Below are 22,484 nucleotides of genomic sequence, written 5' to 3' on the forward strand. Positions count from 1 at the left end.
GGGCTCGCTCCGGCGCGAGCCCGCACCTGACGGGCCCGCTCACGCGTCGTAGACGTCCGCCTTCTGCGGGGTCGGGTCCTGGACCAGGTTGCTGAGGAGGAGCGAACGGGAGCCGAAGCGCTCGGTGTTCACGTCGTTCTCCTCAAGGACCTTGATCGCCGAGGCGTGCACGGCCCGAAGCACCGGCGTGGCCGCGCGCAGCGCGTCGTCCGCCATGAAACGGTGGCGCCAGGGCTTGTCGGCCCAGGCGTGCCGCAGCCCGAAGGGCTCGGGGAGCACCAGCTTGCCGCCGAGGTAGTCGAGCAGCGGCGGATACCAGGTGAAGGGCGCGCGGACCGCGATGCGGACCACGTCCATGGTGCTCATCAGGGGCAGCGTGACCTCCCTGACCTCCCAGAACCTGATGGTCTTGGAGACTTCCTTGGTCTTCGGCTTCGGCTTGGTCGTGAACAGCGAGTGCACCGGCCCGAGGGCATGGCCCGTGACCTCGATGCGGAGCGTGTCGGCCAGCACCGTCACGGTGATCAGCATCGTCAGCATCAACTGGCCGTCCCACAGTCGGAACTGGACTCCCAGGTAGTGCCGGTCGCCGCTGCTGAACTGCTGCTCGTTGCAGATCTTCTCGATCTGGCTGTCCTTGATCACGTAGGAGATGAGCTCATTGCCGTCGGGCGTCTTCGTCTTGGTGCCCTCAGGGCGTGCGACCTCGGAGGCGCCCTCCCCGATGGCCCGGACCACCCAGTGCCGGACGGACGGCGGGGGGAAGCCTCCGGTGTGCAGGGTGCCCCGCTCCAGCTCGCTCAGCTGTTTCTGGATCGCCCGTATGACGGTCCAGCTGCGAAACAGGTTGATCCCCTTGTCCTTGTTCTGCGGGATGAGCTCCTCCGCCAGCTGCCAGCTGCCCCAGCGTGTGCCCATGCCGAGGATGCCCTTGGGGCCCGCGTAGAACACGGAGTTGGCGCCCTGCTCGGACGCGAGGTTCCTGAGCCCGGCCTGGAGCTTCGCCGCCTCCGTGTCGCTCGGGCTGGTGGGCACCGCCTCGGGGATCTTCGCGCCGATGCCGCCGCCGCCGAGAAGGTTCCCCCAGCGGGAGCGCAGGTCGACCGCCGTGCGTTCGCATATCTGCTTGGCGAGCAGCCAGCCGATCACAGGGGCGACGACCATGGCGCGCAGATAGATGCCGGCGATACCGGTGAAGGGCAGCCGGATCAGGACGATCAGGAGCAGGCCCGCGGCGCCCACGAGGACGGCCGTGGAGATGGCCTGGACGCGCTTGTCCTTCTGGTCGCCGATCCACTTCTTGGCCTGGAAGATCAGCAGCCAGACGAGCAGGCCCGGCAGGAAGAGCAGCCCGAACACGCCCATCACCACGGTGAGCTTGCCGTCGCGCAGCCGGCGGATCCGGGTGGCGGCGAGGCAGTGCTCGACGACGGCCTCCGGGTCCGCGCCGAACGACTGGATCAGCGGCTTGCGGGCGCCGCCGATCATCCGCAGCTGCACCGCGCGCGAGAAGGCCTCGCCGAGATCGGGCTTGAAGAGCGAGAGCTTGCCCTTCTTTATCTCGGACTTGTGCCACTCGCTGTTCGCCTTGAGTATCTCGTCGACGGCGGTGTCCCGGTACGCGGCCGATGCCAGGGCATGGGTGGCCGTCACCTCGCTCCCGCTGCCCGCGAGGGGCACCTGGGCACCGATGTCCGGGTTGATTGTCACTGCTGCCCCCATCGCCGCGCTGTCGCTTCTGCGGCCTTCCCGACTTCCGTACGCGGCACACCTTCTGACGGAGTGTCAGCAGGTCGGACGCCGCGCGGGATGCGCAGATCAACCAATGTATCCGGGAGCCGCGAAGGCCGCCCGGGCCTGTGGAAAACCAGCGGTTCGGTTATCCACAGGCACGGACAACGGCGCATGCGCAGCAAAGGCGCAGGCACATGCGCAGGCAAAGGCGCAGGCAGTGGCGTCAGCTCGAACCCGCCGCCTCCTCGCGCAACTTGGCGGCCTGTTGCGGCGGCATCGGCTCGTGCCGCGCGTAGCTCCGGCTGAAGCGCCCGGTGCCGTGCGACAGCGAGCGCAGATCCACCGCGTACCGCCCGATCTCGATCTCCGGCACCTCGGCCCGTACCAGCGTCCGGCCGCCCGGCGACTGCTCGGTGCCGACCACGCGCCCGCGCCGCCCGGACAGATCGCTCATCACCGCGCCCACGTACTCGTCGGCGACCAGGACCTGCACTTCGCTGACCGGTTCGAGCAGATGGATCGTGACGCCCGCCGCCGCTTCGCGCAGCGCCAGCGCGCCCGCCGTCTGGAACGCGGCGTCCGAGGAGTCCACCGAGTGTGCCTTGCCGTCGAGCAGCGTGATCCGCACGTCGACCAGCGGATACCCGAGCGCCACACCGCGCGCGGCCTGGGCCCGTACGCCCTTCTCGACGGAGGGGATGAACTGCCGCGGCACCGCGCCGCCCACGACCTTGTCCACGAACTCGATGCCCGAGCCACCCGGCAGCGGCTCCACCTCGATCTCGCAGATCGCGAACTGCCCGTGCCCGCCCGACTGCTTGACGTGCCGGCCGCGCGCGGCCGCCTTGCCCGAGAAGGTCTCCCGCAGCGACACCTTGTGCGGTACGACGTCGACCTGCACCCCGAAACGGTGGCGCAGCCGCTCAAGGGCCACGTCCGCGTGTGCCTCGCCCAGGCACCACAGCACTACCTGGTGCGTGCTCTGGTTCTGCTCCAGACGCATGGTCGGGTCCTCGGCGACCAGGCGCGAGAGGCCCTGCGAGAGCTTGTCCTCGTCCGGCTTGCTGTGGGCCTGGATGGCGAGTGGCAGCAGCGGGTCGGGCATGCTCCACGGCTCCATGAGCAGCGGGTCGTCCTTCGCGGACAGGGTGTCGCCGGTCTCGGCCCGGCTCAGCTTGGCCACACAGGCCAGATCGCCCGCGATGGCCTGGGACAGCGTGCGCTGCTGCTTGCCGAACGGTGCGGAGAGCGCGCCGATCCGCTCATCCACGTCATGGTCCTCGTGCCCGCGGTCGGCCAGCCCGTGGCCGGACACATGGACCGTCGCGTCCGGGCGCAAGGTCCCGGAGAAGACCCGTACGAGAGAGATCCGGCCCACATAGGGGTCGGAGGACGTCTTCACGACCTCGGCGACCAGCGGCCCGTCCGGATCGCACGCGGCCACCTCGCGTGCGGCGCCCGCCGGGGTGCTCACCTCGGGCGCCGGGCGCTCCAGGGGGGTGGGGAAGCCGCCCGTGATCAGTTCCAGGAGCTCCAGAGTGCCGAGGCCCTGCTTGGAACCCTCGGCCGCGGGGGCCGCGGCGAGCACCGGATGGAAGATGCCGCGCGCCACCGCGGTCTCCAGATCGCCCACGAGGGTCTTGAAATCGAGCTCCTCGCCGCTCAGATAGCGGTTCATGAGGGACTCGTCCTCGCTCTCGGCGATGATCCCCTCGATCAGCCGGTTGCGTGCCTCGTCGATCAGCGGCAGCTCCTCGCCCGACGGCGGCCGCTCCTTGCGCTCGCCCGACGAGTAGTCGAAGACCTTCTGCGACAGCAGGCCGATCAGGCCGAGTACCGGGGAGTGCCCGTCCGCGCCCGCCTCGCCGTGCAGCGGCAGATACAGCGGCAGGACGGCGTCGGGGTCGTCACCGCCGAAGGTCTCGGCGCAGGCCCGGGTCATCTGCTCGAAGTCGGCCCGGGCGGTCTCCAGGTGCGTGACCACGATGGCGCGCGGCATGCCCACGGCCGCGCACTCGTCCCACACCATGCGCGTGGCGCCCGGGATGCCCTCGGTGCCCTCGGCCGCCGAGACAATGAAAAGGGCCGCGTCCGCAGCTCGCAGACCGGCCCGCAGTTCCCCGACGAAGTCCGCGTATCCCGGAGTGTCGAGGAGGTTGATCTTGATACCGCCCCATTCGACGGGGACCAGCGACAGCTGGACCGACCGTTGCTGGCGGTGCTCGATCTCGTCGTAGTCCGATACGGCGGTGCCGTCCTCCACCCGGCCCGCCCGGTTCACCGCCCCCGTGGTGAGGGCGAGGGCCTCCACCAGAGTCGTCTTGCCCGAGCCGCTGTGGCCGACCAGCACCACATTCCGTACGGACGCGGGGTGGTCGGCCGCCAGAGCCCTGCCGGCGGCCCCAGGGTGTGCATTCGCCTTGTCGCCCATGCCTTGCCTCCCGGTTTCTTGCACGGTGAGGAGTGGGCGCGGACACGCGGAAACCGCGTGCTGGTCAGGCTCAACAAGGCCGGCGGCTTCGGCGACGCCCGCGGTCCTTCGAGCTTTCCACTCCGGACATGGTGCGTCCATACGTCGTACGGGATCGCCCGCCTGCGGGCGCGCGGCAGGGGCTGGGCGGGTGGAGCGGGCGGCTCCGTGACTACGATGGGCCAGCCGGTGGCCACTGGGGCCGCGCGGACCCGCCACCCCCATTGGGAAGAGGCTCGAAGGCCATGCTGAACAAGTACGCGCGTGCGTTCTTCACGCGTGTTCTCACGCCGTTCGCCGCGTTTCTGCTCCGCAGAGGGGTCAGCCCCGACGCGGTGACCCTGATCGGGACGGCGGGTGTGGTGGCGGGAGCGCTCTTCTTCTTCCCGCGCGGGGAGTTCTTCTGGGGCACCATCGTCATCACGCTGTTCGTCTTCTCCGATCTGGTGGACGGGAACATGGCGCGCCAGGCCGGGATCTCCAGCCGCTGGGGTGCGTTCCTCGACTCGACGCTCGACCGGGTCGCCGACGGCGCGATCTTCGGCGGCTTCGCGCTCTGGTACGCGGGCAAGGGCGACGACAACATCCTGTGCGCGGTCGCGATCTTCTGTCTCGCGAGCGGTCAGGTCGTCTCGTACACGAAGGCCCGTGGTGAATCGATCGGCCTGCCGGTCGCGGTGAACGGGCTGATCGAGCGGGCCGAGCGCCTGGTGATCTCGCTCGTGGCCGCCGGTCTGGCGGGTCTGCACAAGTTCGGCGTGCCCGGGATCGACGTCCTGCTGCCGATCGCGCTGTGGATCGTGGCCGTGGGCAGCCTTGTCACGCTCGGCCAGCGGGTCGTGACGGTGCGCCGGGAGTCGGCGGAGGCGGATGCCGCGGCGGCCGTGGAGGCGGCAGCGGCGCAGGAGAGTCCGGTACAGGAGAGTTCGGCGCAGGGCACGGGGAGCGCCGCACGGGGGAGTGAGACGGCGAAATGAGCAAGGCGACCGAGAAGCTGACGGACGCGCTGTACGGGCTCGGCTGGGGGACGGTCAAGAAGCTCCCCGAGCCGGTCGCCGTGCGGCTGGGCCGGACCATCGCCGACATCGCCTGGAAGAAGCGCGGCAAGGGCGTCCAGCGCCTCGAGGACAATTACGCGCGCGTGGTGCCCGACGCGAGCCCGGAGCGCCTCGCCCAGCTGTCCAGGGCCGGGATGCGCTCGTACATGCGCTACTGGATGGAGTCCTTCCGGCTGCCGGCCTGGTCCAAGGACCGGATCCGCAATGGCTTCGAGTGCAAGGACGAGCACTACCTCACCGACGGCCTGGCCTCCGACCGCGGTGTCGTGCTCGCCCTGCCGCACCTCGCGAACTGGGACCTGGCCGGTGCCTGGGTGACCACGAAGCTGGAGACCCCGTTCACCACGGTGCAGGAGCGGCTCAAGCCCGAGTCGCTCTACGACCGCTTCGTCGAGTACCGCGGCAGCCTCGGCATGGAGGTCCTGCCGCACACCGGCGGTTCCGCGTTCGGGACGCTGGCGCGGCGGCTGCGCGCGGGTGGTCTGGTGTGCCTGGTCGCCGACCGTGATCTGTCCGCGTCGGGCGTCGAGGTGAAGTTCTTCGGCGAGACCGCGCGGATGCCCGCGGGACCGGCGATGCTCGCCCAGCAGACGGGTGCGCTCCTGATGCCCGTGACGCTCTGGTACGACGAGACGCCGGTGATGAAGGGCCGCATCCACGCCCCCATCGAGGTGCCCGAGACAGGTACGCGGGCCGAGAAGACGTCCTCGATGACGCAGGCCCTGGCGGACGCCTTCGCCACGGGCATCGCCGACCACCCGGAGGACTGGCACATGCTGCAGCGGCTGTGGCTCTCGGACCTCGACCCCGCCAAGGCGCCGGCCGCGCCGGAGGACGGCCAGTGAGGATCGGCATCGTCTGCCCGTACTCCTGGGACGTGCCGGGCGGCGTCCAGTTCCACATCCGCGACCTGGCCGAGCACCTCATCCGGCTCGGCCACCACGTATCCGTCCTGGCCCCGGCCGACGACGACACCCCGCTGCCGCCGTACGTGGTGTCGGCGGGCCGCGCCGTGCCCGTGCCGTACAACGGCTCGGTCGCGCGGCTCAGCTTCGGCTTCCTGTCGGCGGCGCGTGTGCGGCGCTGGCTGCACGACGGCACCTTCGACGTGATCCACATCCACGAGCCGGCCTCGCCCTCGCTGGGGCTGCTGACCTGCTGGGCGGCGCAGGGCCCGATCGTGGCGACCTTCCACACCTCGACCGCGCGGTCGCGGGCCATGGTGGCGGCGTATCCGATCCTGCAGCACGCGCTGGAGAAGATCAGCGCGCGGATCGCGGTCAGCGAGTACGCGCGGCGCACGCTCGTCGAGCACCTCGGCGGCGACGCGGTGGTCATCCCCAACGGGGTCGACGTGGACTTCTTCGCGCGGGCCGAGCCCAAGGAGGAGTGGCAGGGCGGCACGCTCGGCTTCATCGGGCGGATCGACGAGCCCCGCAAGGGCCTGCCCGTCCTGATGAAGGCGCTGCCGAAGATCCTCGCCGAGCGTCCCGGCACCCGGCTGCTCGTCGCGGGCCGCGGTGACGAGGAGGAGGCCGTGGCCTCGCTGCCGGCCGAGATGCGCTCGCGCGTGGAGTTCCTCGGCATGGTCAGCGACGAGGACAAGGCGCGGCTGCTGCGCAGCGTCGACGTGTACGTGGCGCCGAACACCGGTGGTGAGAGCTTCGGCATCATCCTGGTCGAGGCGCTGTCCGCCGGAGCCCCCGTCCTCGCCTCGGACCTGGATGCGTTCGCGCAGGTCCTGGACCAGGGTGCGGCCGGTGACCTGTTCGCCAACGAGGACGCGGACGCGCTGGCCACGGCCGCGCTGCGGCTGCTCGGCGACGCGGAGCGGCGGACCGGGCTCAGCGAGCGGGGCAGCGCGCACGTCCGCCGCTTCGACTGGTCGACGGTCGGCGCGGACATCCTCGCGGTGTACGAGACGGTGACGGACGGGGCGGCCTCGGTCGCGGCCGACGAGCGGTCCGGCGGGCTGCGGGCGCGGTTCGCGCGGGCCAGGGACTGAGGTCCCGGCGACTGATCAGGTATGTGGGGGCGTCGAGGCAACGCCCCCACATCCTCAGATCCCGGTCTGCAGCGCCGGGTTGACCCGTCCGAGAATCATGTCGGTCCGCGGCTGCAGCGCCGCGTCCACCATGTCCGGCTGCGGGAACACCCAGTACCGACCGGCCGCGATCTGCTCGAAGCTCCGCCGTGCGTGCTCCTGCGGCGTGATGCCGTCGGAGTCGGCGCGGGCCTGCAACTGCGCGTTGAATCCGGCCACTTCGGGACGGGTGTCGGCATCGGGACCGGCCGCGCGGAAGATCTCGCTCTTCACCGAGTCCGGGAAGACCACCGAGACCTGGATCGCGGACTGCTTCATCTGCAGCTCGTACGCGAGAGACTCGCTGAGCGCCAGCGTCCCGAACTTGGTGACGCTGTACGGCGCCATCAGCGGGCTCGGCAGGAAGCCGCCCACCGACGACACGTTGACCACCCATGCCTTGCCGCCCTGGGCGAGCAGCCGCGGGACGAACGCGCGGATCCCGTTGACGTAACCGCCGACGTTGACCCGCAGGGCCGCGTCCCAGCGCTCGGCCGGGATCTCCCACGAGTAGCCCATGGTCATGATCCCTGCGTTGTTGAGCAGCAGGTCGACCGTGCCGAAGCGGGCGTACGCGCGCTCGGCGAGCGCCTCGACGGAGGCCGGGTCGGCGACGTCCGTGACGACGTCCTCGACCTCGGCGCCCGCGGCCCGAAGCTCGTCGGCGAAGGCCGCGAGGCGCTCGGCGGCGATGTCCGCGAGGACGAGCCTCATGCCGAGGGACGCCGCGTGCCGGGCGAAGCCGGCGCCGATGCCCGCCGAGGCGCCGGTGATGACGGCGACCTTGCCGCCGAAGGTCTCTTCAGGAGTCAGCTGGTCGGCGCCCATCACATGTGGCTTCCGCCGTCGATGCGCACCTCGGTGCCGGTGATGAAGTAGCCGTCGTGCGAGGCCAGCATGGCCACGACGGAGGCGACCGAGTCGGGGCCCGCGAAGTTGTACGGGCCGGTGCCGACCTGCAGCATCGGCGCGGTCTTCTGGAGCAGCGACATGTCGGCGTCGGCGGGCAGGCCGGGGCCCACGGACTGCTTGGACCGGCCGGTGCCGTCCGTCATGCCGGAGGAGATGGAGCCGGGCTGCACGGACGTGAAGCGGACGTTCTGCTTGCTGAACTCCATGGCCAGCGCGTGCGTCATGGACTGGATGCCGCCCTTGGAGGCCGCGTACGCCGCCATGTACGGGTGGGCGTAGTTCTGCGCGGTGGACGAGAAGTTGACGACCGCGGGCTCGTTGCCTTCCAGGAGCGCGGGGAGCGATTCGCGGATCATCAGGAAGGTGCCGACCAGGTTGATCTGGATCACCTGGTTGAAGTCGGCGAGGGTGACCTCCTGGGTGTGGCCGGAGCGCAGGATGCCCGCGGCGTTGACGAGGACGTCGAGCCCGCCGAGCGCCTTGACGGCCTCGGCCACGCCGGCCTTGACGGAGTCCTCGTCGCCGATGTTCACGACGACCTTGATGAGGCGTGCGGCGTTCTCGCCGGCCTTCGCCTCGGTGTCGGCCAGACCGGCCTCGCTGACGTCGGCGGCGACCACGGTCCCGCCCTCGGCGAGCATCCGCAGCACGGTGGCCTGGCCGATGCCGGAGCCGCCGCCGGTCACGAGGGCGCGGCGGCCTTCGTAGCGGTTCATGATCTTGGTGGTGCTCATGGCGCGCATCCCGTTCCTGGTGCGCGGGCCGCGGAGGGGCGGTCCGCTGGTTGGTTCTTCAACTTCTTGACTTCATGCTACGCCTGAGTGGCACGTTTTGCCATGCTGTCTTTACGTGTCATTCGGGGTGGGGGTCGATTAGGCTCGTCCGGTGACCACTCAGCACCGCACCCTCACCGAGCGCCGCAAGGCCGCGACGCAGCTGGACATTGCGCGGGCGGCCGTGGATCTCTTCACCGAGCAAGGTCCCGACGCGACGACCGCCGAGGACATCGCGCGGCGGGCCGGGGTCGCCCTGCGCACCTTCTACCGCTACTTCCGCAGCAAGCAGGACGCCGTCGGACCGCTGCTCGCGGCGGGCGGCGATCACTGGCGCGAGCTGCTCGCCGCGACCGAACCGGGCACACCGCTGCCGCAGGCCCTCGAAGCGGCCGCCGTGGCCTCCCTCTCGGAGCCCGGCGCGGAGGCGCGCGAGGGCCTGGAGCGCACCAGGACGCTGCTGCGCGCGGCGGTGCACGACGCCGCGCTGCGGGCCGTCTGGTACCGGGTGAACCAGGAGTCCGAGGAGAAGCTGGTGCCGGTGGTGGCCGCGCTCGCCGGGCGCGACGCGGATCCGTTGGAGCACCGCCTCGTCGCGGCCGCGGCCACCGATGCCATACGGATCTCGCTGGAGGTCTGGTCGCAGACGGACGCGGGGACCTCGGGCGCCGGTTCGCCCGCGGACCTGGTCATCCGCTGTCTGCGCTCGCCCGGGCTCGGGGACGCCGGTTCCCGCCCCCGGGGCGGCGCAGGTGAAGGAACCGCCGGCCCGTCCCGGTAGCCTTTCCGCCCGTGACCGTAACGCTGATCTGGATCGCCGTAGCCCTGTTCGCCATCGGCCTGTACCTGAGCTGGACCGCCGGGCGGCTCGACCGGCTGCACACCCGGATCGACGCTGCGCGGGCGGCACTTGACGCCCAGCTGCTGCGCCGCGCCTCGGTCGCCCAGGAGCTCGCCACGTCCAACGTGCTCGATCCGGCCGCCTCGATCGTCCTGTACGAAGCGGCGCACGCCGCGCGGCAGTCCGAGGAGGACCAGCGCGAGGTCGCCGAGAGCGAGCTGAGTCAGGCGCTGCGCGCGGTGTTCGCCGACGCGGACCAGGTCGAGGCGGTCCGCGAGGCGCCCGGCGGCGAGGCGGCGGCCGAAGAGCTCGCGCAGGCGGTGCGCAGGGTGCCGATGGCACGGCGCTTCCACAACGACGCCGTGCGCGCGGCGCGTGCGCTGCGGCGCCACCGCAAGGTCAGGCTGTTCCGCCTCGCGGGCCACGCACCGTTCCCGATGGCCTTCGAGATGGACGACGAACCTCCCGCCGCTCTGGCGGACCGTCCTGGGACCTAGGCCTGCCCCACCCCTGCCGCAAGCCCCTGACCAGCCAGTACGCCGCCCTCGTGGCGGAAAATGAGCCACCGGCTGTGCATTGGCCCTTGTTGTGGACTGGTCGGCGGAGTTGGCTGTGAGCCACACAGTCTTCATTCACTTCAGTGAGGTCCTCCGTGGCTAGCACCAACACCCCCGAAGCCCCCGCGACCGGCACGGCGCGCGTCAAGCGCGGCATGGCCGAGCAGCTCAAGGGCGGCGTGATCATGGACGTGGTCAACGCCGAGCAGGCGAAGATCGCCGAGGACGCGGGCGCCGTCGCGGTCATGGCTCTGGAGCGCGTGCCCGCCGACATCCGCAAGGACGGCGGCGTGGCCCGGATGTCGGACCCGAACATGATCGAAGAGATCATCGAGGCCGTCTCCATCCCGGTCATGGCCAAGTCCCGCATCGGCCACTTCGTCGAGGCGCAGATCCTGCAGTCCCTCGGTGTCGACTACATCGACGAGTCCGAGGTCCTGACCCCCGCCGACGAGGTCAACCACAGCGACAAGTTCGCCTTCACGACCCCGTTCGTCTGCGGCGCCACCAACCTGGGCGAGGCCCTGCGCCGTATCGCCGAGGGCGCGGCCATGATCCGCTCCAAGGGCGAGGCCGGCACGGGCAACGTGGTCGAGGCCGTGCGCCACATGCGCCAGATCAAGAACGAGATCGCCCGCCTGCGCGGGTACGACAACAACGAGCTGTACGCCGCCGCCAAGGAGCTGCGCGCCCCGTACGAGCTGGTCAAGGAAGTCGCCGAGCTCGGCAAGCTGCCCGTCGTGCTGTTCTCCGCGGGTGGCGTGGCCACCCCGGCCGACGCCGCCCTGATGCGCCAGCTCGGCGCCGAGGGTGTGTTCGTCGGCTCCGGCATCTTCAAGTCGGGCGACCCGGCCAAGCGCGCCGCCGCCATCGTGAAGGCCACCACCTTCTTCGACGACCCGAAGATCATCGCCGACGCCTCCCGCAACCTGGGCGAGGCCATGGTCGGCATCAACTGCGACACCCTGCCCGAGACCGAGCGTTACGCGAACCGGGGCTGGTAGTCCCTATGGGAACGACTCCCGTGATCGGAGTGCTCGCACTCCAAGGTGATGTACGGGAGCACCTCATCGCCCTGGCCGCGGCGGACGCCGTGGCCAGGCCGGTGCGGCGCCCCGAGGAGCTCGCCGAGGTCGACGCCCTGGTCATCCCGGGCGGCGAATCGACCACGATCTCCAAACTGGCCGTCCTCTTCGGCCTCCTCGCCCCCCTGCGCGAACGCGTACGCGGCGGTATGCCGGTCTACGGCACCTGCGCGGGTCTGATCCTGCTCGCCGACAAGATCCTCGACCCGCGCTCGGGCCAGGAGACGATCGGCGGCATCGACATGATCGTGCGCCGCAACGCCTTCGGGCGGCAGAACGAGTCGTTCGAGGCGTCCGTCGAGGTCGCGGGTGTGGGCCCCGTAGAAGGTGTCTTCATCCGGGCCCCGTGGGTCGAGTCCGTCGGCGCCGAGGCCGAGGTGCTCGCCGAGCACGAGGGCCACATCGTCGCCGTACGGCAGGGGGACGTGCTCGCCACGTCCTTCCACCCGGAGCTGACGGGCGACCACCGGATGCACGGACTGTTCGTGGAGATGGTGCGGGAGAAGGCCGCCGCAGGATCCCGGTAGGATCTCTGTCGTTCGTACAGAGATTGGTTACGCGAAGGAGACAGGCAGATGTCCGGCCACTCTAAATGGGCCACGACGAAGCACAAGAAGGCCGTGATCGATGCCAAGCGCGGCAAGCTCTTCGCGAAGCTGATCAAGAACATCGAGGTCGCCGCGCGTACCGGCGGCGCCGATGTCAGCGGCAACCCGACGCTCGAGGACGCCATCCAGAAGGCGAAGAAGAGCTCGGTCCCGAACAAGAACATCGACTCCGCGGTCAAGCGCGGCGCGGGCCTCGAGGCCGGCGGCGCCGACTACGAGACGATCATGTACGAGGGTTACGGCCCCAACGGTGTCGCGGTGCTCATCGAGTGCCTGACCGACAACCGCAACCGTGCCGCCTCGGACGTCCGCGTCGCCATGACGCGCAACGGCGGCAACATGGCCGACCCGGGCTCCGTGTCGTACCTGTTCAACCGCAAGGGCGTCGTGATCGTCCCCAAGGGCGAACTGTCCGAGGACGACGTCCTCGGTGCGGTGCTCGACGCGGGCGCCGAAGAGGTCAACGACCTGGGTGAGTCCTTCGAGGTGCTCTCCGAGGCCACCGACCTGGTCGCGGTGCGCACCGCGCTCCAGGAAGCCGGGATCGACTACGACTCGGCCGACGCCAACTTCGTCCCGACCATGCAGGTCGAGCTGGACGAGGACGGTGCGCGCAAGATCTTCAAGCTGATCGACGCGCTCGAGGACAGCGACGACGTGCAGAACGTCTTCGCCAACTTCGACGTCTCCGACGAGGTCATGGAGAAGGTCGACGCCTGATCCGGGCTTCGCCCGAGCTTCGAGGGGGGGGGGGGGGGGGGGGGGGGGGGGGGGGGGGCGGCGGGGGGGGGGGGGGGGTGGGGGGGGGGGGGGGGGGGGGGGGGGGGGGGGGGGCGGGCCCCCCCCCCCCCCCCCCCCCCCCCCCGCCGCTTTGTCGGTGGCCGCCGTTGTCGGTGGCAGCAGATAGCCTGCACAAACAGACGAGCGAAGGAGGGGCGGGGGTGCGGGTTCTGGGAGTCGACCCGGGATTGACCCGGTGCGGAGTCGGCGTCGTCGAAGGTGTCGCGGGCCGCCCGCTCACCATGCGCGGCGTCGGTGTCGTGCGCACGCCCGCGGACGCCGAGTTGGGCTCGCGCCTCGTCGCCATCGAGCGGGGCATCGAGCAGTGGCTCGACGAGCACGAGCCCGAATGCGTCGCCGTGGAGCGGGTGTTCAGCCAGCACAACGTACGGACGGTGATGGGCACCGCCCAGGCCAGCGCCGTCGCGATGCTGTGCGCGGCCCGCCGCGGCATCCCCGTCGCCCTGCACACACCCAGCGAGGTCAAGGCGGCCGTCACCGGGAGCGGCCGGGCGGACAAGGCCCAGGTCGGCGCGATGGTCACGCGGCTGCTCCGGCTCGACGCACCGCCCAAGCCCGCGGACGCCGCCGACGCCCTCGCGCTCGCCATCTGCCACATCTGGCGCGCCCCCGCGAAGAACCGTCTCCAGCAGGCCGCCGCGCAGAACCGTTACCAGCAGGCCGTCGCCGAGCAGCGCCTGAAGCAGGCCGCCGCCGAGACCCGCCTCAAGCAGGCCGCAGCCCTGCACGCCCCGAAAGGCCGGACCTCATGATCGCTTTCGTCAGCGGCCCTGTCGCAGCCCTCGCCCCCGATGCCGCTGTGGTCGAGGTCGGCGGGATCGGCATGGCGGTGCAGTGCACCCCGAACACCCTCTCCACCTTGCGGATCGGCCGGCAGGCCAAGCTCGCCACGTCCCTGGTCGTACGGGAGGACTCGCTCACCCTCTACGGCTTCGCCGACGACGACGAGCGGCAGACCTTCGAGCTCCTGCAGACCGCGAGCGGAGTCGGGCCGCGCCTGGCGCAGGCGATGCTCGCGGTGCACTCGCCGGACGCCCTGCGCCGGGCGGTGTCGACCGCGGACGAGAAGGCCCTCACCGCGGTGCCGGGCATCGGCAAGAAGGGCGCCCAGAAGCTTCTGCTCGAACTGAAGGACCGGCTCGGCGCCCCGCTCGGCACCGCGCCCACGGCCGGCGCCCGGGCAGCGGCCTCCTGGCGCGACCAGCTGCACGCGGCCCTGATCGGCCTCGGCTATGCGACCCGTGAGGCGGACGAGGCCGTCACCGCGGTCGCCCCGCAGGCCGAGGCGATGGAGGGCGTCCCGCAGGTCGGCCCGCTCCTCAAGGCCGCGCTGCAGAGCCTCAACCGCACCCGCTGACCCATCCGCACGCCGCCCGCCCTCCGTATGCCAGTACCGACCGGGCGCCCCCACTCCTTTCCGCACTCCACGAACTCGCGAGGCACTCCACCGTGAACTGGGACGACACCGCACAGCCGGCCGACGACACCGCGGGCCGGCTCGTCGGATCCGCCGCGGACGGCGAGGACCAGGCCGTCGAGGCGGCGCTGCGCCCCAAGTCGCTCGATGAATTCGTCGGCCAGGAGCGGGTCCGCGAGCAGCTCGACCTCGTCCTCAAGGCCGCGCGTCAACGCGGCGCCACCGCCGATCACGTGCTTCTGTCCGGGGCGCCCGGCCTCGGCAAGACCACCCTGTCCATGATCATCGCGGCCGAGATGGGCGCCCCGATCCGCATCACCAGCGGCCCCGCGATCCAGCACGCGGGCGATCTGGCCGCGATCCTCTCCTCCCTCCAGGAGGGCGAGGTGCTCTTCCTCGACGAGATCCACCGGATGTCCCGTCCGGCCGAGGAGATGCTCTACATGGCGATGGAGGACTTCCGGGTCGACGTCATCGTCGGCAAGGGCCCCGGCGCCACCGCCATCCCGCTGGACCTGCCGCCGTTCACGCTGGTCGGCGCCACCACCCGGGCCGGACTGCTGCCGCCGCCGCTGCGCGACCGCTTCGGCTTCACCGCGCACATGGAGTTCTACGAGCCCGCCGAGCTGGAGCGGGTCATCCACCGTTCCGCCGAGCTGCTCGACGTGACGATCGACACCGCGGGCGCCGCCGAGATCGCCGGCCGCTCCCGCGGCACGCCCCGTATCGCCAACCGGCTGCTGCGCCGCGTGCGCGACTATGCGCAGGTCAAGGCCGACGGGCTGATCAACGAGGAGATCGCGGCGGCCGCGCTCGGGGTGTACGAGGTGGACACCCGCGGGCTCGACCGGCTCGACCGCGCGGTCCTCGAAGCGCTGCTCAAACTGTTCGGCGGTGGACCTGTCGGTTTGTCGACGCTGTCGGTCGCCGTGGGGGAGGAGCGGGAGACCGTCGAGGAGGTGGCCGAGCCCTTCCTCGTACGGGAAGGGCTGCTCGCCCGGACTCCGCGGGGCCGGGTCGCCACCCCTGCCGCGTGGGCCCATCTCGGCCTCACGGCGCCGCAGGCGCAGGGAAGCGGCGGATCGGGACAAGGCGACCTGTTCGGGGCGTGACGGCCCGGATGCTCGCTCCGTGTGGAACCCCGGTGCCATGCTGAGCGTTGTTCCATCCGTGCGGACTCGCTTAGACTCCGCCGATGCCGCCCTTATAGGCGGTGTGCCCACCCCCATCCAGTAGGCCGCTCATCTGCGCGGTCGTGCGAAGGAAACCCGTTCCCGTGAATATCTTGAGCCTCCTTCCGTTCATCTTGATCATCGGGGTCATGTTCCTGATGACCCGTTCTGCCAAGAAGAAGCAGCAGCAGGCGGCCGAGATGCGCAACCAGATGCAGCCCGGCACGGGTGTCCGCACGATCGGGGGCATGTACGCCGTCGTCAAGGAAGTCAGTGACGACACCGCCACGCTCGAGGTCGCCCCGGGCGTCCACGCGATCTACGCGAAGAACGCGATCGGTGCCGTCCTCGACGACGAGGAGTACAACCGCATCGTCCACGGCATCACCGCCGAGGACGTCAAGGTCGACACCGTCCCCGACGACGCCTCCTCCCTGACCCAGGACGACGAGACCGCCGCCGCTGATGACTCGGCCGATTCGCCCATCGACCTCGGCAAGAAGGACGCCGCCGTCGACGCCGCGGAGCCGAAGAAGACCGACGGCGAGGGCGACACGAAGTAACCACGGCCGGGAGCCGCGCGGCGCACACCTGCCGCGTGGCCCCCGGAGCGTGCGGCTTCGTGTGGTCTCTCGACACCACTTCATGGCCGCCAAGGGTCCGCTGACCGGCTACGAGCCGGCTGCCCGGGCGGTTGGACAGGGAGAAACGAGAAGGTGGCAGCACCGAAGAAGGCCAGGAGGCAGAGCGGCCAGCCCAGGCCGGGTCGCGCTCTGGCCCTGATCGCGATCATCATGGTGGCGCTCACCGGGGGGATGTTCCTGTCCGGGCACACCACCCCGCGTCTGGGCATCGACCTCGCGGGTGGCACGAGCATCACGCTCGAGGCCAAGACCGAGCCGGGCGCGAAGAACGCGGTCAACCCGACCAACATGAACACCGCGGTCAACATCATCGAGCGCCGTGTCAACGGCCTGGGTGTGTCCGAGGCCGAGGTACAGACCCAGGGCGACAAGAACATCATCGTCAACATCCCCAAGGGGACTGACGAGGAGCAGGCGCGCGAGCAGGTCGGTACGACCGCTCAGCTCTACTTCCGCCCGGTGCTGCAGCTCGCGGCCGGTGAGCCGGCGAAGGACCCCGCGGCCACGCCGTCCGAGTCGCCTTCCGCGTCGGACGGCAAGAAGGACGACAAGGACGCAAAGGACAAGGCCGGGGAGAACGACGAGAAGGCCACGCCTTCGTCGAGCTCCAGCGGCACGCCGCAGGGCCGCGCCGTCACGGACGCCCTGAAGGACACCACGCCGTCTCCCTCGGCGACGCCGTCCGACGACCCCAAGGCCTCCCCGAGCGCCACTCCGTCGCAGGACCCGGAGACGTCCGCGCTGCAGGCCAAGTTCGCCGCGCTCAACTGCAAGGACGAGAAGCAGCGCACCGAGACCGCCACGGGCACCAAGCCCGGCGACACGATCGTGGCGTGCGGTCTGAACAACGCGAACCAGTGGGAGAAGTACATCCTCGGCCCGGCCGCCGTGGACGGTAAGGACGTCAAGGACGCCAACGCCGAGATCGACCAGCAGCAGGGCTTCTGGAAGGTCACGATGGACTTCACGGGCGGTGGGTCCAAGAAGTTCGCGAAGATCACCGGTGAGCTCTCGAAGCAGCAGCAGCCGCTGAACCAGTTCGCCATCGTCCTCGACAACGACGTCGTCTCGGCGCCGACCGTCAACCAGACCCTCAGCTCGAACGCCGAGATCACCGGCTCCTTCGACCAGGAGTCGGCCAACGAGCTGGCGAACATGCTGAAGTACGGTTCGCTGCCGCTGACCTTCCACGAGCAGAGCGTCGACACCGTCACCGCCGCGCTCGGCGGGGACCAGCTGGAGGCCGGTCTGATCGCCGGCGCCATCGGTCTCGCCCTGGTCGTCATCTACCTGGTGGTCTACTACCGCGGTCTGTCGCTCATCGCGCTGGCTTCGCTCGCGGCCTCGGCGATCCTCACGTACACGCTCATGGCGCTGCTCGGCCCGGCCATCGGCTTCGCGCTGAACCTGCCCGCGGTCTGTGGTGCGATCGTGGCCATCGGTATCACCGCCGACTCGTTCATCGTGTTCTTCGAGCGCATCCGTGATGAGGTCCGCGAGGGCCGTACGATCCAGCCCGCCGTCGAGCGTGCCTGGCCGCGTGCCCGGCGCACAATCCTGGTCTCCGACTTCGTGTCGTTCCTGGCCGCCGCGGTGCTGTTCATCGTGACCGTCGGCAAGGTGCAGGGCTTCGCGTTCACGCTGGGCCTGACCACGCTGCTCGACGTCGTCGTGGTGTTCCTCTTCACCAAGCCGCTGATGACGATCCTGGCGCGCAAGAAGTTCTTCCGCAGCGGCCACCCGTGGTCCGGTCTCGACCCGAAGCGTCTGGGCGCCAAGCCCCCGCTGCGCCGTTCCCGTCGTACCACTGGCCCCGCCGCCGGTACCGTCGACCCGAAGGAGGCGTGAGATGTCGAAGCTCGGCAACCTCGGCGCCCGGCTGTACCGCGGCGAAGTCGGCTATGACTTCATCGGCAAGCGGTTCATCTGGTACGGCGTCTCGGTCCTGATCACCATCACGGCCGTCGTGGCCCTCGCGGTGCAGGGCCTCAACATGGGCATCGAGTTCAAGGGCGGCGCGGTCTTCAACACCCCGAAGACCTCCGCCTCGGTGGAGCAGATCACCGACGCCGCCTCGGACGCCTCGGGCCACCAGGCCATCGTGCAGAAGCTCGGCAACGGCACGGCCCGTGTCCAGATCGCCGGCGTGGACGTGAAGAAGTCCTCCGAGATCAAGGAAGCGCTCGCCGAGGACCTCGGTGTGCCGGCCAAGGAGATCAACGCCGAGCTGGTCGGCCCCAGTTGGGGCGAGCAGATCGCGCAGAAGGCCTGGACCGGCTGCATCGTCTTCATGATCCTCTGCGTGATCTACCTGGCGATCGCCTTCGAGTGGCGGATGGCCGTCGCGGCGCTCGTCGCCCTGATCCACGACATCACGATCACGGTCGGCATCTACTCGCTGGTCGGCTTCGAGGTCACCCCGGGCACCGTGATCGGTCTGCTCACGATCCTCGGTTACTCGCTGTACGACACGGTCGTCGTCTTCGACTCCCTCAAGGAGGGCTCGAAGGACATCACGAAGCAGACCCGTCTCACGTACAGCGAGATGGCCAACAAGTCGATCAACGGCACGCTGGTGCGTTCCATCAACACCACCGTTGTGGCGCTGCTCCCGGTCGCGGGCCTGCTGTTCATCGGTGGCGGTGTCCTGGGCGCCGGCATGCTGAACGACATCTCGCTCTCGCTGTTCGTGGGTCTCGCCGCCGGTGCGTACTCCTCGATCTTCATCGCCACGCCGCTCGTCGCCGACCTCAAGGAGCGCGAGCCGCAGATGAAGCTCCTGAAGAAGCGGGTGCTCGCCAAGCGCGCGGCCGCCGCGGCCAAGAGCGAGTCCACGGGCGAGCCGGTCGATGGTGACGAGTTCGAGGACGCGGTCCCCGCGGACGCTGCCGCTGCCGTCGTCGGCCAGCGCGGCGGTCAGGCCACGGCCCGCACCCAGCCCTCGTCCCGCTCGCGCGGCAAGGGCCGTCCCTCGGGGAAGCGCCGATGACCGACGCACGTGAGCTGCTGCTCAGCCGGATCCGCGATGTGGCGGACTACCCGAAGCCGGGCGTGGTGTTCAAGGACATCACCCCGCTGCTCGCGGACCCGGCCGCGTTCACCGTCCTCACGGACGAGCTGGCCGCGCTCTGCGTACGGCACGGCGCGACCAAGATCGTCGGTCTGGAGGCCCGGGGCTTCATCCTCGCGGCCCCCGTCGCGATCCGCGCGGGCCTGGGGTTCATCCCCGTGCGCAAGGCGGGCAAGCTCCCCGGAGCGACGCTGAAGCAGAGCTACGACCTGGAGTACGGCAGTGCCGAGATCGAGGTGCACGCCGAGGACCTGTGCGCGGGCGACCGCGTCATGGTCATCGACGATGTCCTCGCCACCGGCGGCACGGCCGAGGCCTCGCTGCACCTGGTGCGGCGGGCCGGGGCCGAGGTCGCGGGTGTGGCGGTCCTGATGGAGCTCGGTTTCCTGGGCGGCCGGGCCCGCCTGGAGCCCGCGCTCGAAGGCGCTCCGCTGGACGCGGTGCTGGTCGTCTGACCCCAGTTGTCACCCTCGTGAGGGCGGGCTCCGGAAGCTTCCGGAGCCCGCCCTCACGGCGTTCTCGGGCCTTGCGCGGGCCCCGGGGCGACGTGCGACGGACCACAGCGTGAACCGTCGGGCACGAGCGAAGGCCCCGAGGTCGATACCATGGCAGTTCCGGACCTGATCGGGGGGCCGGGATTCTGCAATGAGGAGCGCTCTTGCAAGACGAGGCCCGACAGCCACTCACCGCCGCGAAGCCCGAGGCAGCCAAGCCTGCAGACCCCACGGCCGCGGCGGCCGCTGCCCTGCCCGCCAAGAGCGACCCGGCGGCCGAGCAGCACCCCCCGACGCCCAAGCCGGGCCCCAAGCCCGCCGAGCGGCCCGCGGCCCCCGCGATGCGCCCGGCCGGTGCCACGCCCTCGCGTGGTGCGGCTCCGGGCAGCGGCTCCTCGCGGTCCAATTCCTCGTCGAACCGCGTCCGCGCCCGCCTCGCCCGTCTCGGCGTGCAGCGCTCCAATCCGTACAACCCCGTCCTGGAGCCTCTGCTGCGGATAGTGCGCAGCAACGACCCCAAGATCGAGACCTCCACGCTCCGCCAGATCGAGCGGGCCTACCAGGTCGCCGAGCGCTGGCACCGGGGCCAGAAGCGCAAGAGCGGCGACCCGTACATCACGCACCCGCTCGCCGTGACGACCATCCTCGCCGAGCTCGGCATGGACCCGGCCACGCTGATGGCCGGGCTGCTGCATGACACCGTCGAGGACACCGAGTACGGCCTCGACACCCTCAAGCGGGACTTCGGCGACCAGGTCGCCCTGCTCGTCGACGGCGTCACCAAGCTCGACAAGGTCAAGTTCGGCGAGGCCGCCCAGGCCGAGACCGTACGCAAGATGGTCGTCGCCATGGCCAAGGACCCGCGCGTCCTGGTCATCAAGCTCGCCGACCGCCTGCACAACATGCGCACCATGCGCTACCTCAAGCGCGAGAAGCAGGAGAAGAAGGCCCGCGAGACGCTGGAGATCTACGCTCCGCTGGCGCACCGCCTGGGCATGAACACCATCAAGTGGGAGCTGGAGGACCTCGCCTTCGCGATCCTCTACCCCAAGATGTACGACGAGATCGTCCGACTCGTCGCCGAGCGCGCCCCCAAGCGGGACGAGTACCTGGCCGTGGTGACCGACGAGGTCCAGGCGGATCTGCGGGCGGCCCGTATCAAGGCCACCGTCACCGGGCGGCCGAAGCACTATTACAGCGTCTACCAGAAGATGATCGTCCGCGGCCGGGACTTCGCGGAGATCTACGACCTGGTGGGCATCCGCGTCCTTGTCGACACGGTCCGCGACTGCTACGCGGCGCTCGGCACGGTGCACGCGCGATGGAATCCGGTCCCCGGCCGGTTCAAGGACTACATCGCGATGCCCAAGTTCAACATGTACCAGTCGCTGCACACGACGGTGATCGGCCCCAGCGGCAAGCCCGTCGAGCTGCAGATCCGTACGTTCGACATGCACCGCCGCGCCGAGTACGGCATCGCCGCGCACTGGAAGTACAAGCAGGAGGCCGTCGCCGGCACCTCGAAGGTACGCAGCGACGTACCGAAGAAGACCGGCAAGGACGACCACCTCAACGACATGGCGTGGCTGCGCCAGCTGCTCGACTGGCAGAAGGAGACCGAGGACCCCTCCGAGTTCCTGGAGTCCCTGCGCTTCGACCTGTCGCGCAACGAGGTCTTCGTCTTCACGCCGAAGGGCGACGTCATAGCGCTTCCGGCGGGAGCGACCCCGGTCGACTTCTCGTACGCCGTGCACACCGAGGTCGGCCACCGGACCATAGGAGCACGGGTCAACGGGCGGCTCGTGCCGCTCGAATCCACCCTGGACAACGGTGACTTGGTGGAGGTCTTCACCTCCAAGGCGGCCGGAGCGGGTCCGTCCCGCGACTGGCTGGGCTTCGTCAAGTCGCCGCGGGCGCGCAACAAGATCCGCGCGTGGTTCTCCAAGGAGCGCCGCGACGAGGCGATCGAGCAGGGCAAGGAAGCCATCGTCCGCGCGATGCGCAAGCAGAACCTGCCCATCCAGCGGATCCTCACCGGCGACTCGCTCGTCACGCTCGCGCACGAGATGCGCTACCCGGACATCTCCTCGCTGTACGCGGCGATCGGCGAGGGCCATGTGGCCGCGCAGAACGTGGTGCAGAAGCTGGTCCAGGCGCTAGGCGGCGAGGACGCGGCCAACGAGGACATCGCCGAGACGGCGCCGCCGACCCGCGGCCGCTCCAAGCGGCGCTCCAGCGCGGACCCGGGTGTGGTCGTCAAGGGCGTCGACGACGTGTGGGTCAAGCTCGCACGCTGCTGCACCCCGGTGCCCGGCGACCCGATCATGGGCTTCGTGACGCGCGGCAGCGGTGTCTCCGTCCACCGCAAGGACTGCGTCAACGTGGACTCGCTCTCGCAGCAGCCCGAGCGGATCCTGGAGGTCGAGTGGGCCCCCACGCAGTCCTCGGTCTTCCTGGTCGCCATCCAGGTCGAGGCCCTCGACCGCTCCCGGCTGCTCTCCGACGTCACGCGCGTGCTGTCCGACCAGCACGTCAACATCCTGTCCGCGGCGGTCCAGACCTCCCGCGACCGGGTGGCCACCTCCCGGTTCACCTTCGAGATGGGCGACCCCAAGCACCTCGGTCACGTCCTGAAGGCGGTACGGGGCGTGGAGGGCGTGTACGACGTGTACCGGGTGACGTCGGCGCGCCGGCCGTAACGGCACCAACTGCTCGTACGAGAAAGGGGCTTGCGTACAGCGCGTACGCAAGCCCCTTTCGTATGG

At 70.2% G+C, this 22,484-nt stretch carries 20 protein-coding genes; 16 read left to right on the plus strand and 4 right to left on the minus strand.

What is annotated here, in order from left to right:
* Positions 1–39 precede the first annotated feature (39 nt).
* Both ACIBI4_RS11905 and ACIBI4_RS11910 read right to left on the minus strand, forming a co-directional pair.
* A complete protein-coding gene (locus ACIBI4_RS11905; RefSeq protein ID WP_399203572.1) occupies positions 40–1,722 on the minus strand; it encodes a hypothetical protein in 1,683 nt (560 codons plus the stop codon).
* A gap of 235 nt (positions 1,723–1,957) precedes the next feature.
* A complete protein-coding gene (locus ACIBI4_RS11910; protein WP_399203573.1) occupies positions 1,958–4,165 on the minus strand; it encodes an elongation factor G-like protein EF-G2 in 2,208 nt (735 codons plus the stop codon).
* Positions 4,166–4,449: 284 nt separating this feature from the next.
* Between ACIBI4_RS11910 and pgsA the strand changes: the two genes are divergently transcribed.
* The 3 genes from pgsA to ACIBI4_RS11925 are packed head-to-tail and all read left to right on the plus strand — an operon-like array spanning position 4,450 to position 7,267.
* On the plus strand, positions 4,450–5,181 hold the full coding sequence (gene pgsA, locus ACIBI4_RS11915; protein ID WP_399203574.1) for a phosphatidylinositol phosphate synthase: 732 nt from the start codon (positions 4,450–4,452) through the stop codon (positions 5,179–5,181).
* A complete protein-coding gene (locus ACIBI4_RS11920; RefSeq protein ID WP_399203575.1) occupies positions 5,178–6,107 on the plus strand; it encodes a phosphatidylinositol mannoside acyltransferase in 930 nt (309 codons plus the stop codon). Before pgsA ends, ACIBI4_RS11920 begins: the two co-directional genes overlap by 4 nt.
* Positions 6,104–7,267: a glycosyltransferase family 4 protein gene (locus tag ACIBI4_RS11925; RefSeq protein ID WP_399203576.1), complete on the plus strand. Its 1,164-nt coding sequence runs from the start codon at positions 6,104–6,106 to the stop codon at positions 7,265–7,267. Before ACIBI4_RS11920 ends, ACIBI4_RS11925 begins: the two co-directional genes overlap by 4 nt.
* A gap of 54 nt (positions 7,268–7,321) precedes the next feature.
* Here ACIBI4_RS11925 and ACIBI4_RS11930 read toward each other — a convergent pair whose 3' ends face one another.
* Together ACIBI4_RS11930 and ACIBI4_RS11935 are read right to left on the minus strand one after the other, a co-directional pair.
* Positions 7,322–8,173: an SDR family NAD(P)-dependent oxidoreductase gene (locus ACIBI4_RS11930; protein ID WP_399203577.1), complete on the minus strand. Its 852-nt coding sequence runs from the start codon at positions 8,171–8,173 to the stop codon at positions 7,322–7,324.
* Positions 8,173–8,973, minus strand: coding sequence for an SDR family NAD(P)-dependent oxidoreductase (locus ACIBI4_RS11935; RefSeq protein ID WP_399203782.1), 801 nt, complete (start codon positions 8,971–8,973; stop codon positions 8,173–8,175). Before ACIBI4_RS11935 ends, ACIBI4_RS11930 begins: the two co-directional genes overlap by 1 nt.
* A gap of 169 nt (positions 8,974–9,142) precedes the next feature.
* On the opposite strand from ACIBI4_RS11935, the gene ACIBI4_RS11940 reads away from it, so the two are divergent.
* The 13 genes from ACIBI4_RS11940 (at position 9,143) to ACIBI4_RS12000 (ending at position 22,418) form a co-directional block, all read left to right on the plus strand.
* Positions 9,143–9,811 carry a TetR family transcriptional regulator gene (locus ACIBI4_RS11940; protein ID WP_399203578.1) on the plus strand — a complete coding sequence of 223 codons (669 nt, stop codon included), beginning with the start codon at positions 9,143–9,145 and terminating at the stop codon, positions 9,809–9,811.
* 11 nt (positions 9,812–9,822) lie between these two features.
* Complete coding sequence (locus tag ACIBI4_RS11945; RefSeq protein WP_399203579.1) at positions 9,823–10,368, plus strand: hypothetical protein; 546 nt, start codon at positions 9,823–9,825, stop codon at positions 10,366–10,368.
* 155 nt (positions 10,369–10,523) lie between these two features.
* Positions 10,524–11,432 (plus strand): pyridoxal 5'-phosphate synthase lyase subunit PdxS, encoded by a 909-nt coding sequence (gene pdxS / locus ACIBI4_RS11950; protein WP_399203580.1) that lies wholly within the window; start codon positions 10,524–10,526, stop codon positions 11,430–11,432.
* 5 nt (positions 11,433–11,437) lie between these two features.
* Positions 11,438–12,040: a pyridoxal 5'-phosphate synthase glutaminase subunit PdxT gene (pdxT, locus tag ACIBI4_RS11955; protein ID WP_399203581.1), complete on the plus strand. Its 603-nt coding sequence runs from the start codon at positions 11,438–11,440 to the stop codon at positions 12,038–12,040.
* Between the two features lie 48 nt (positions 12,041–12,088).
* Positions 12,089–12,841, plus strand: coding sequence for a YebC/PmpR family DNA-binding transcriptional regulator (locus tag ACIBI4_RS11960; protein ID WP_399203583.1), 753 nt, complete (start codon positions 12,089–12,091; stop codon positions 12,839–12,841).
* Positions 12,842–13,062: 221 nt separating this feature from the next.
* Positions 13,063–13,674: a crossover junction endodeoxyribonuclease RuvC gene (ruvC, locus tag ACIBI4_RS11965; protein WP_399203584.1), complete on the plus strand. Its 612-nt coding sequence runs from the start codon at positions 13,063–13,065 to the stop codon at positions 13,672–13,674.
* Positions 13,671–14,279 (plus strand): Holliday junction branch migration protein RuvA, encoded by a 609-nt coding sequence (ruvA, locus tag ACIBI4_RS11970; RefSeq protein ID WP_399203585.1) that lies wholly within the window; start codon positions 13,671–13,673, stop codon positions 14,277–14,279. The genes ruvC and ruvA overlap by 4 nt, the downstream gene beginning before the upstream one ends.
* A gap of 92 nt (positions 14,280–14,371) precedes the next feature.
* Positions 14,372–15,451, plus strand: coding sequence for a Holliday junction branch migration DNA helicase RuvB (gene ruvB, locus ACIBI4_RS11975; RefSeq protein ID WP_399203586.1), 1,080 nt, complete (start codon positions 14,372–14,374; stop codon positions 15,449–15,451).
* Between the two features lie 164 nt (positions 15,452–15,615).
* Complete coding sequence (gene yajC, locus ACIBI4_RS11980) at positions 15,616–16,074, plus strand: preprotein translocase subunit YajC (RefSeq protein WP_399203587.1); 459 nt, start codon at positions 15,616–15,618, stop codon at positions 16,072–16,074.
* A 153-nt stretch (positions 16,075–16,227) separates the two neighbouring features.
* Complete coding sequence (gene secD, locus ACIBI4_RS11985) at positions 16,228–18,003, plus strand: protein translocase subunit SecD (RefSeq protein ID WP_399203588.1); 1,776 nt, start codon at positions 16,228–16,230, stop codon at positions 18,001–18,003.
* A 1-nt stretch (position 18,004) separates the two neighbouring features.
* Positions 18,005–19,144, plus strand: coding sequence for a protein translocase subunit SecF (gene secF, locus ACIBI4_RS11990; RefSeq protein ID WP_399203589.1), 1,140 nt, complete (start codon positions 18,005–18,007; stop codon positions 19,142–19,144).
* Entirely contained in the window at positions 19,141–19,680 is a 540-nt protein-coding gene (locus ACIBI4_RS11995; protein ID WP_399203590.1) for an adenine phosphoribosyltransferase, read from the plus strand. Before secF ends, ACIBI4_RS11995 begins: the two co-directional genes overlap by 4 nt.
* A gap of 203 nt (positions 19,681–19,883) precedes the next feature.
* Positions 19,884–22,418, plus strand: coding sequence for a RelA/SpoT family protein (locus ACIBI4_RS12000; protein ID WP_399203591.1), 2,535 nt, complete (start codon positions 19,884–19,886; stop codon positions 22,416–22,418).
* Positions 22,419–22,484 lie beyond the last annotated feature (66 nt).

The sequence above is a fragment of the Streptomyces sp. NPDC050418 genome (genome assembly GCF_044458745.1).
In the GTDB taxonomy this organism is placed as follows: Bacteria; Actinomycetota; Actinomycetes; order Streptomycetales; family Streptomycetaceae; genus Streptomyces.

Coding starts and splice junctions, on each gene's coding strand:
- ACIBI4_RS11905 (WP_399203572.1), bottom strand. CDS start 1,722: ATGGGGGCAGCAGTGACAATCAACCCGGACATCGGTGCCCAGGTGCCC.
- ACIBI4_RS11910 (WP_399203573.1), bottom strand. CDS start 4,165: ATGGGCGACAAGGCGAATGCACACCCTGGGGCCGCCGGCAGGGCTCTG.
- pgsA (WP_399203574.1), top strand. CDS start 4,450: ATGCTGAACAAGTACGCGCGTGCGTTCTTCACGCGTGTTCTCACGCCG.
- ACIBI4_RS11920 (WP_399203575.1), top strand. CDS start 5,178: ATGAGCAAGGCGACCGAGAAGCTGACGGACGCGCTGTACGGGCTCGGC.
- ACIBI4_RS11930 (WP_399203577.1), bottom strand. CDS start 8,173: ATGGGCGCCGACCAGCTGACTCCTGAAGAGACCTTCGGCGGCAAGGTC.
- ACIBI4_RS11935 (WP_399203782.1), bottom strand. CDS start 8,973: ATGAACCGCTACGAAGGCCGCCGCGCCCTCGTGACCGGCGGCGGCTCC.
- pdxT (WP_399203581.1), top strand. CDS start 11,438: ATGGGAACGACTCCCGTGATCGGAGTGCTCGCACTCCAAGGTGATGTA.
- ACIBI4_RS11960 (WP_399203583.1), top strand. CDS start 12,089: ATGTCCGGCCACTCTAAATGGGCCACGACGAAGCACAAGAAGGCCGTG.
- ruvA (WP_399203585.1), top strand. CDS start 13,671: ATGATCGCTTTCGTCAGCGGCCCTGTCGCAGCCCTCGCCCCCGATGCC.
- secF (WP_399203589.1), top strand. CDS start 18,005: ATGTCGAAGCTCGGCAACCTCGGCGCCCGGCTGTACCGCGGCGAAGTC.
- ACIBI4_RS11995 (WP_399203590.1), top strand. CDS start 19,141: ATGACCGACGCACGTGAGCTGCTGCTCAGCCGGATCCGCGATGTGGCG.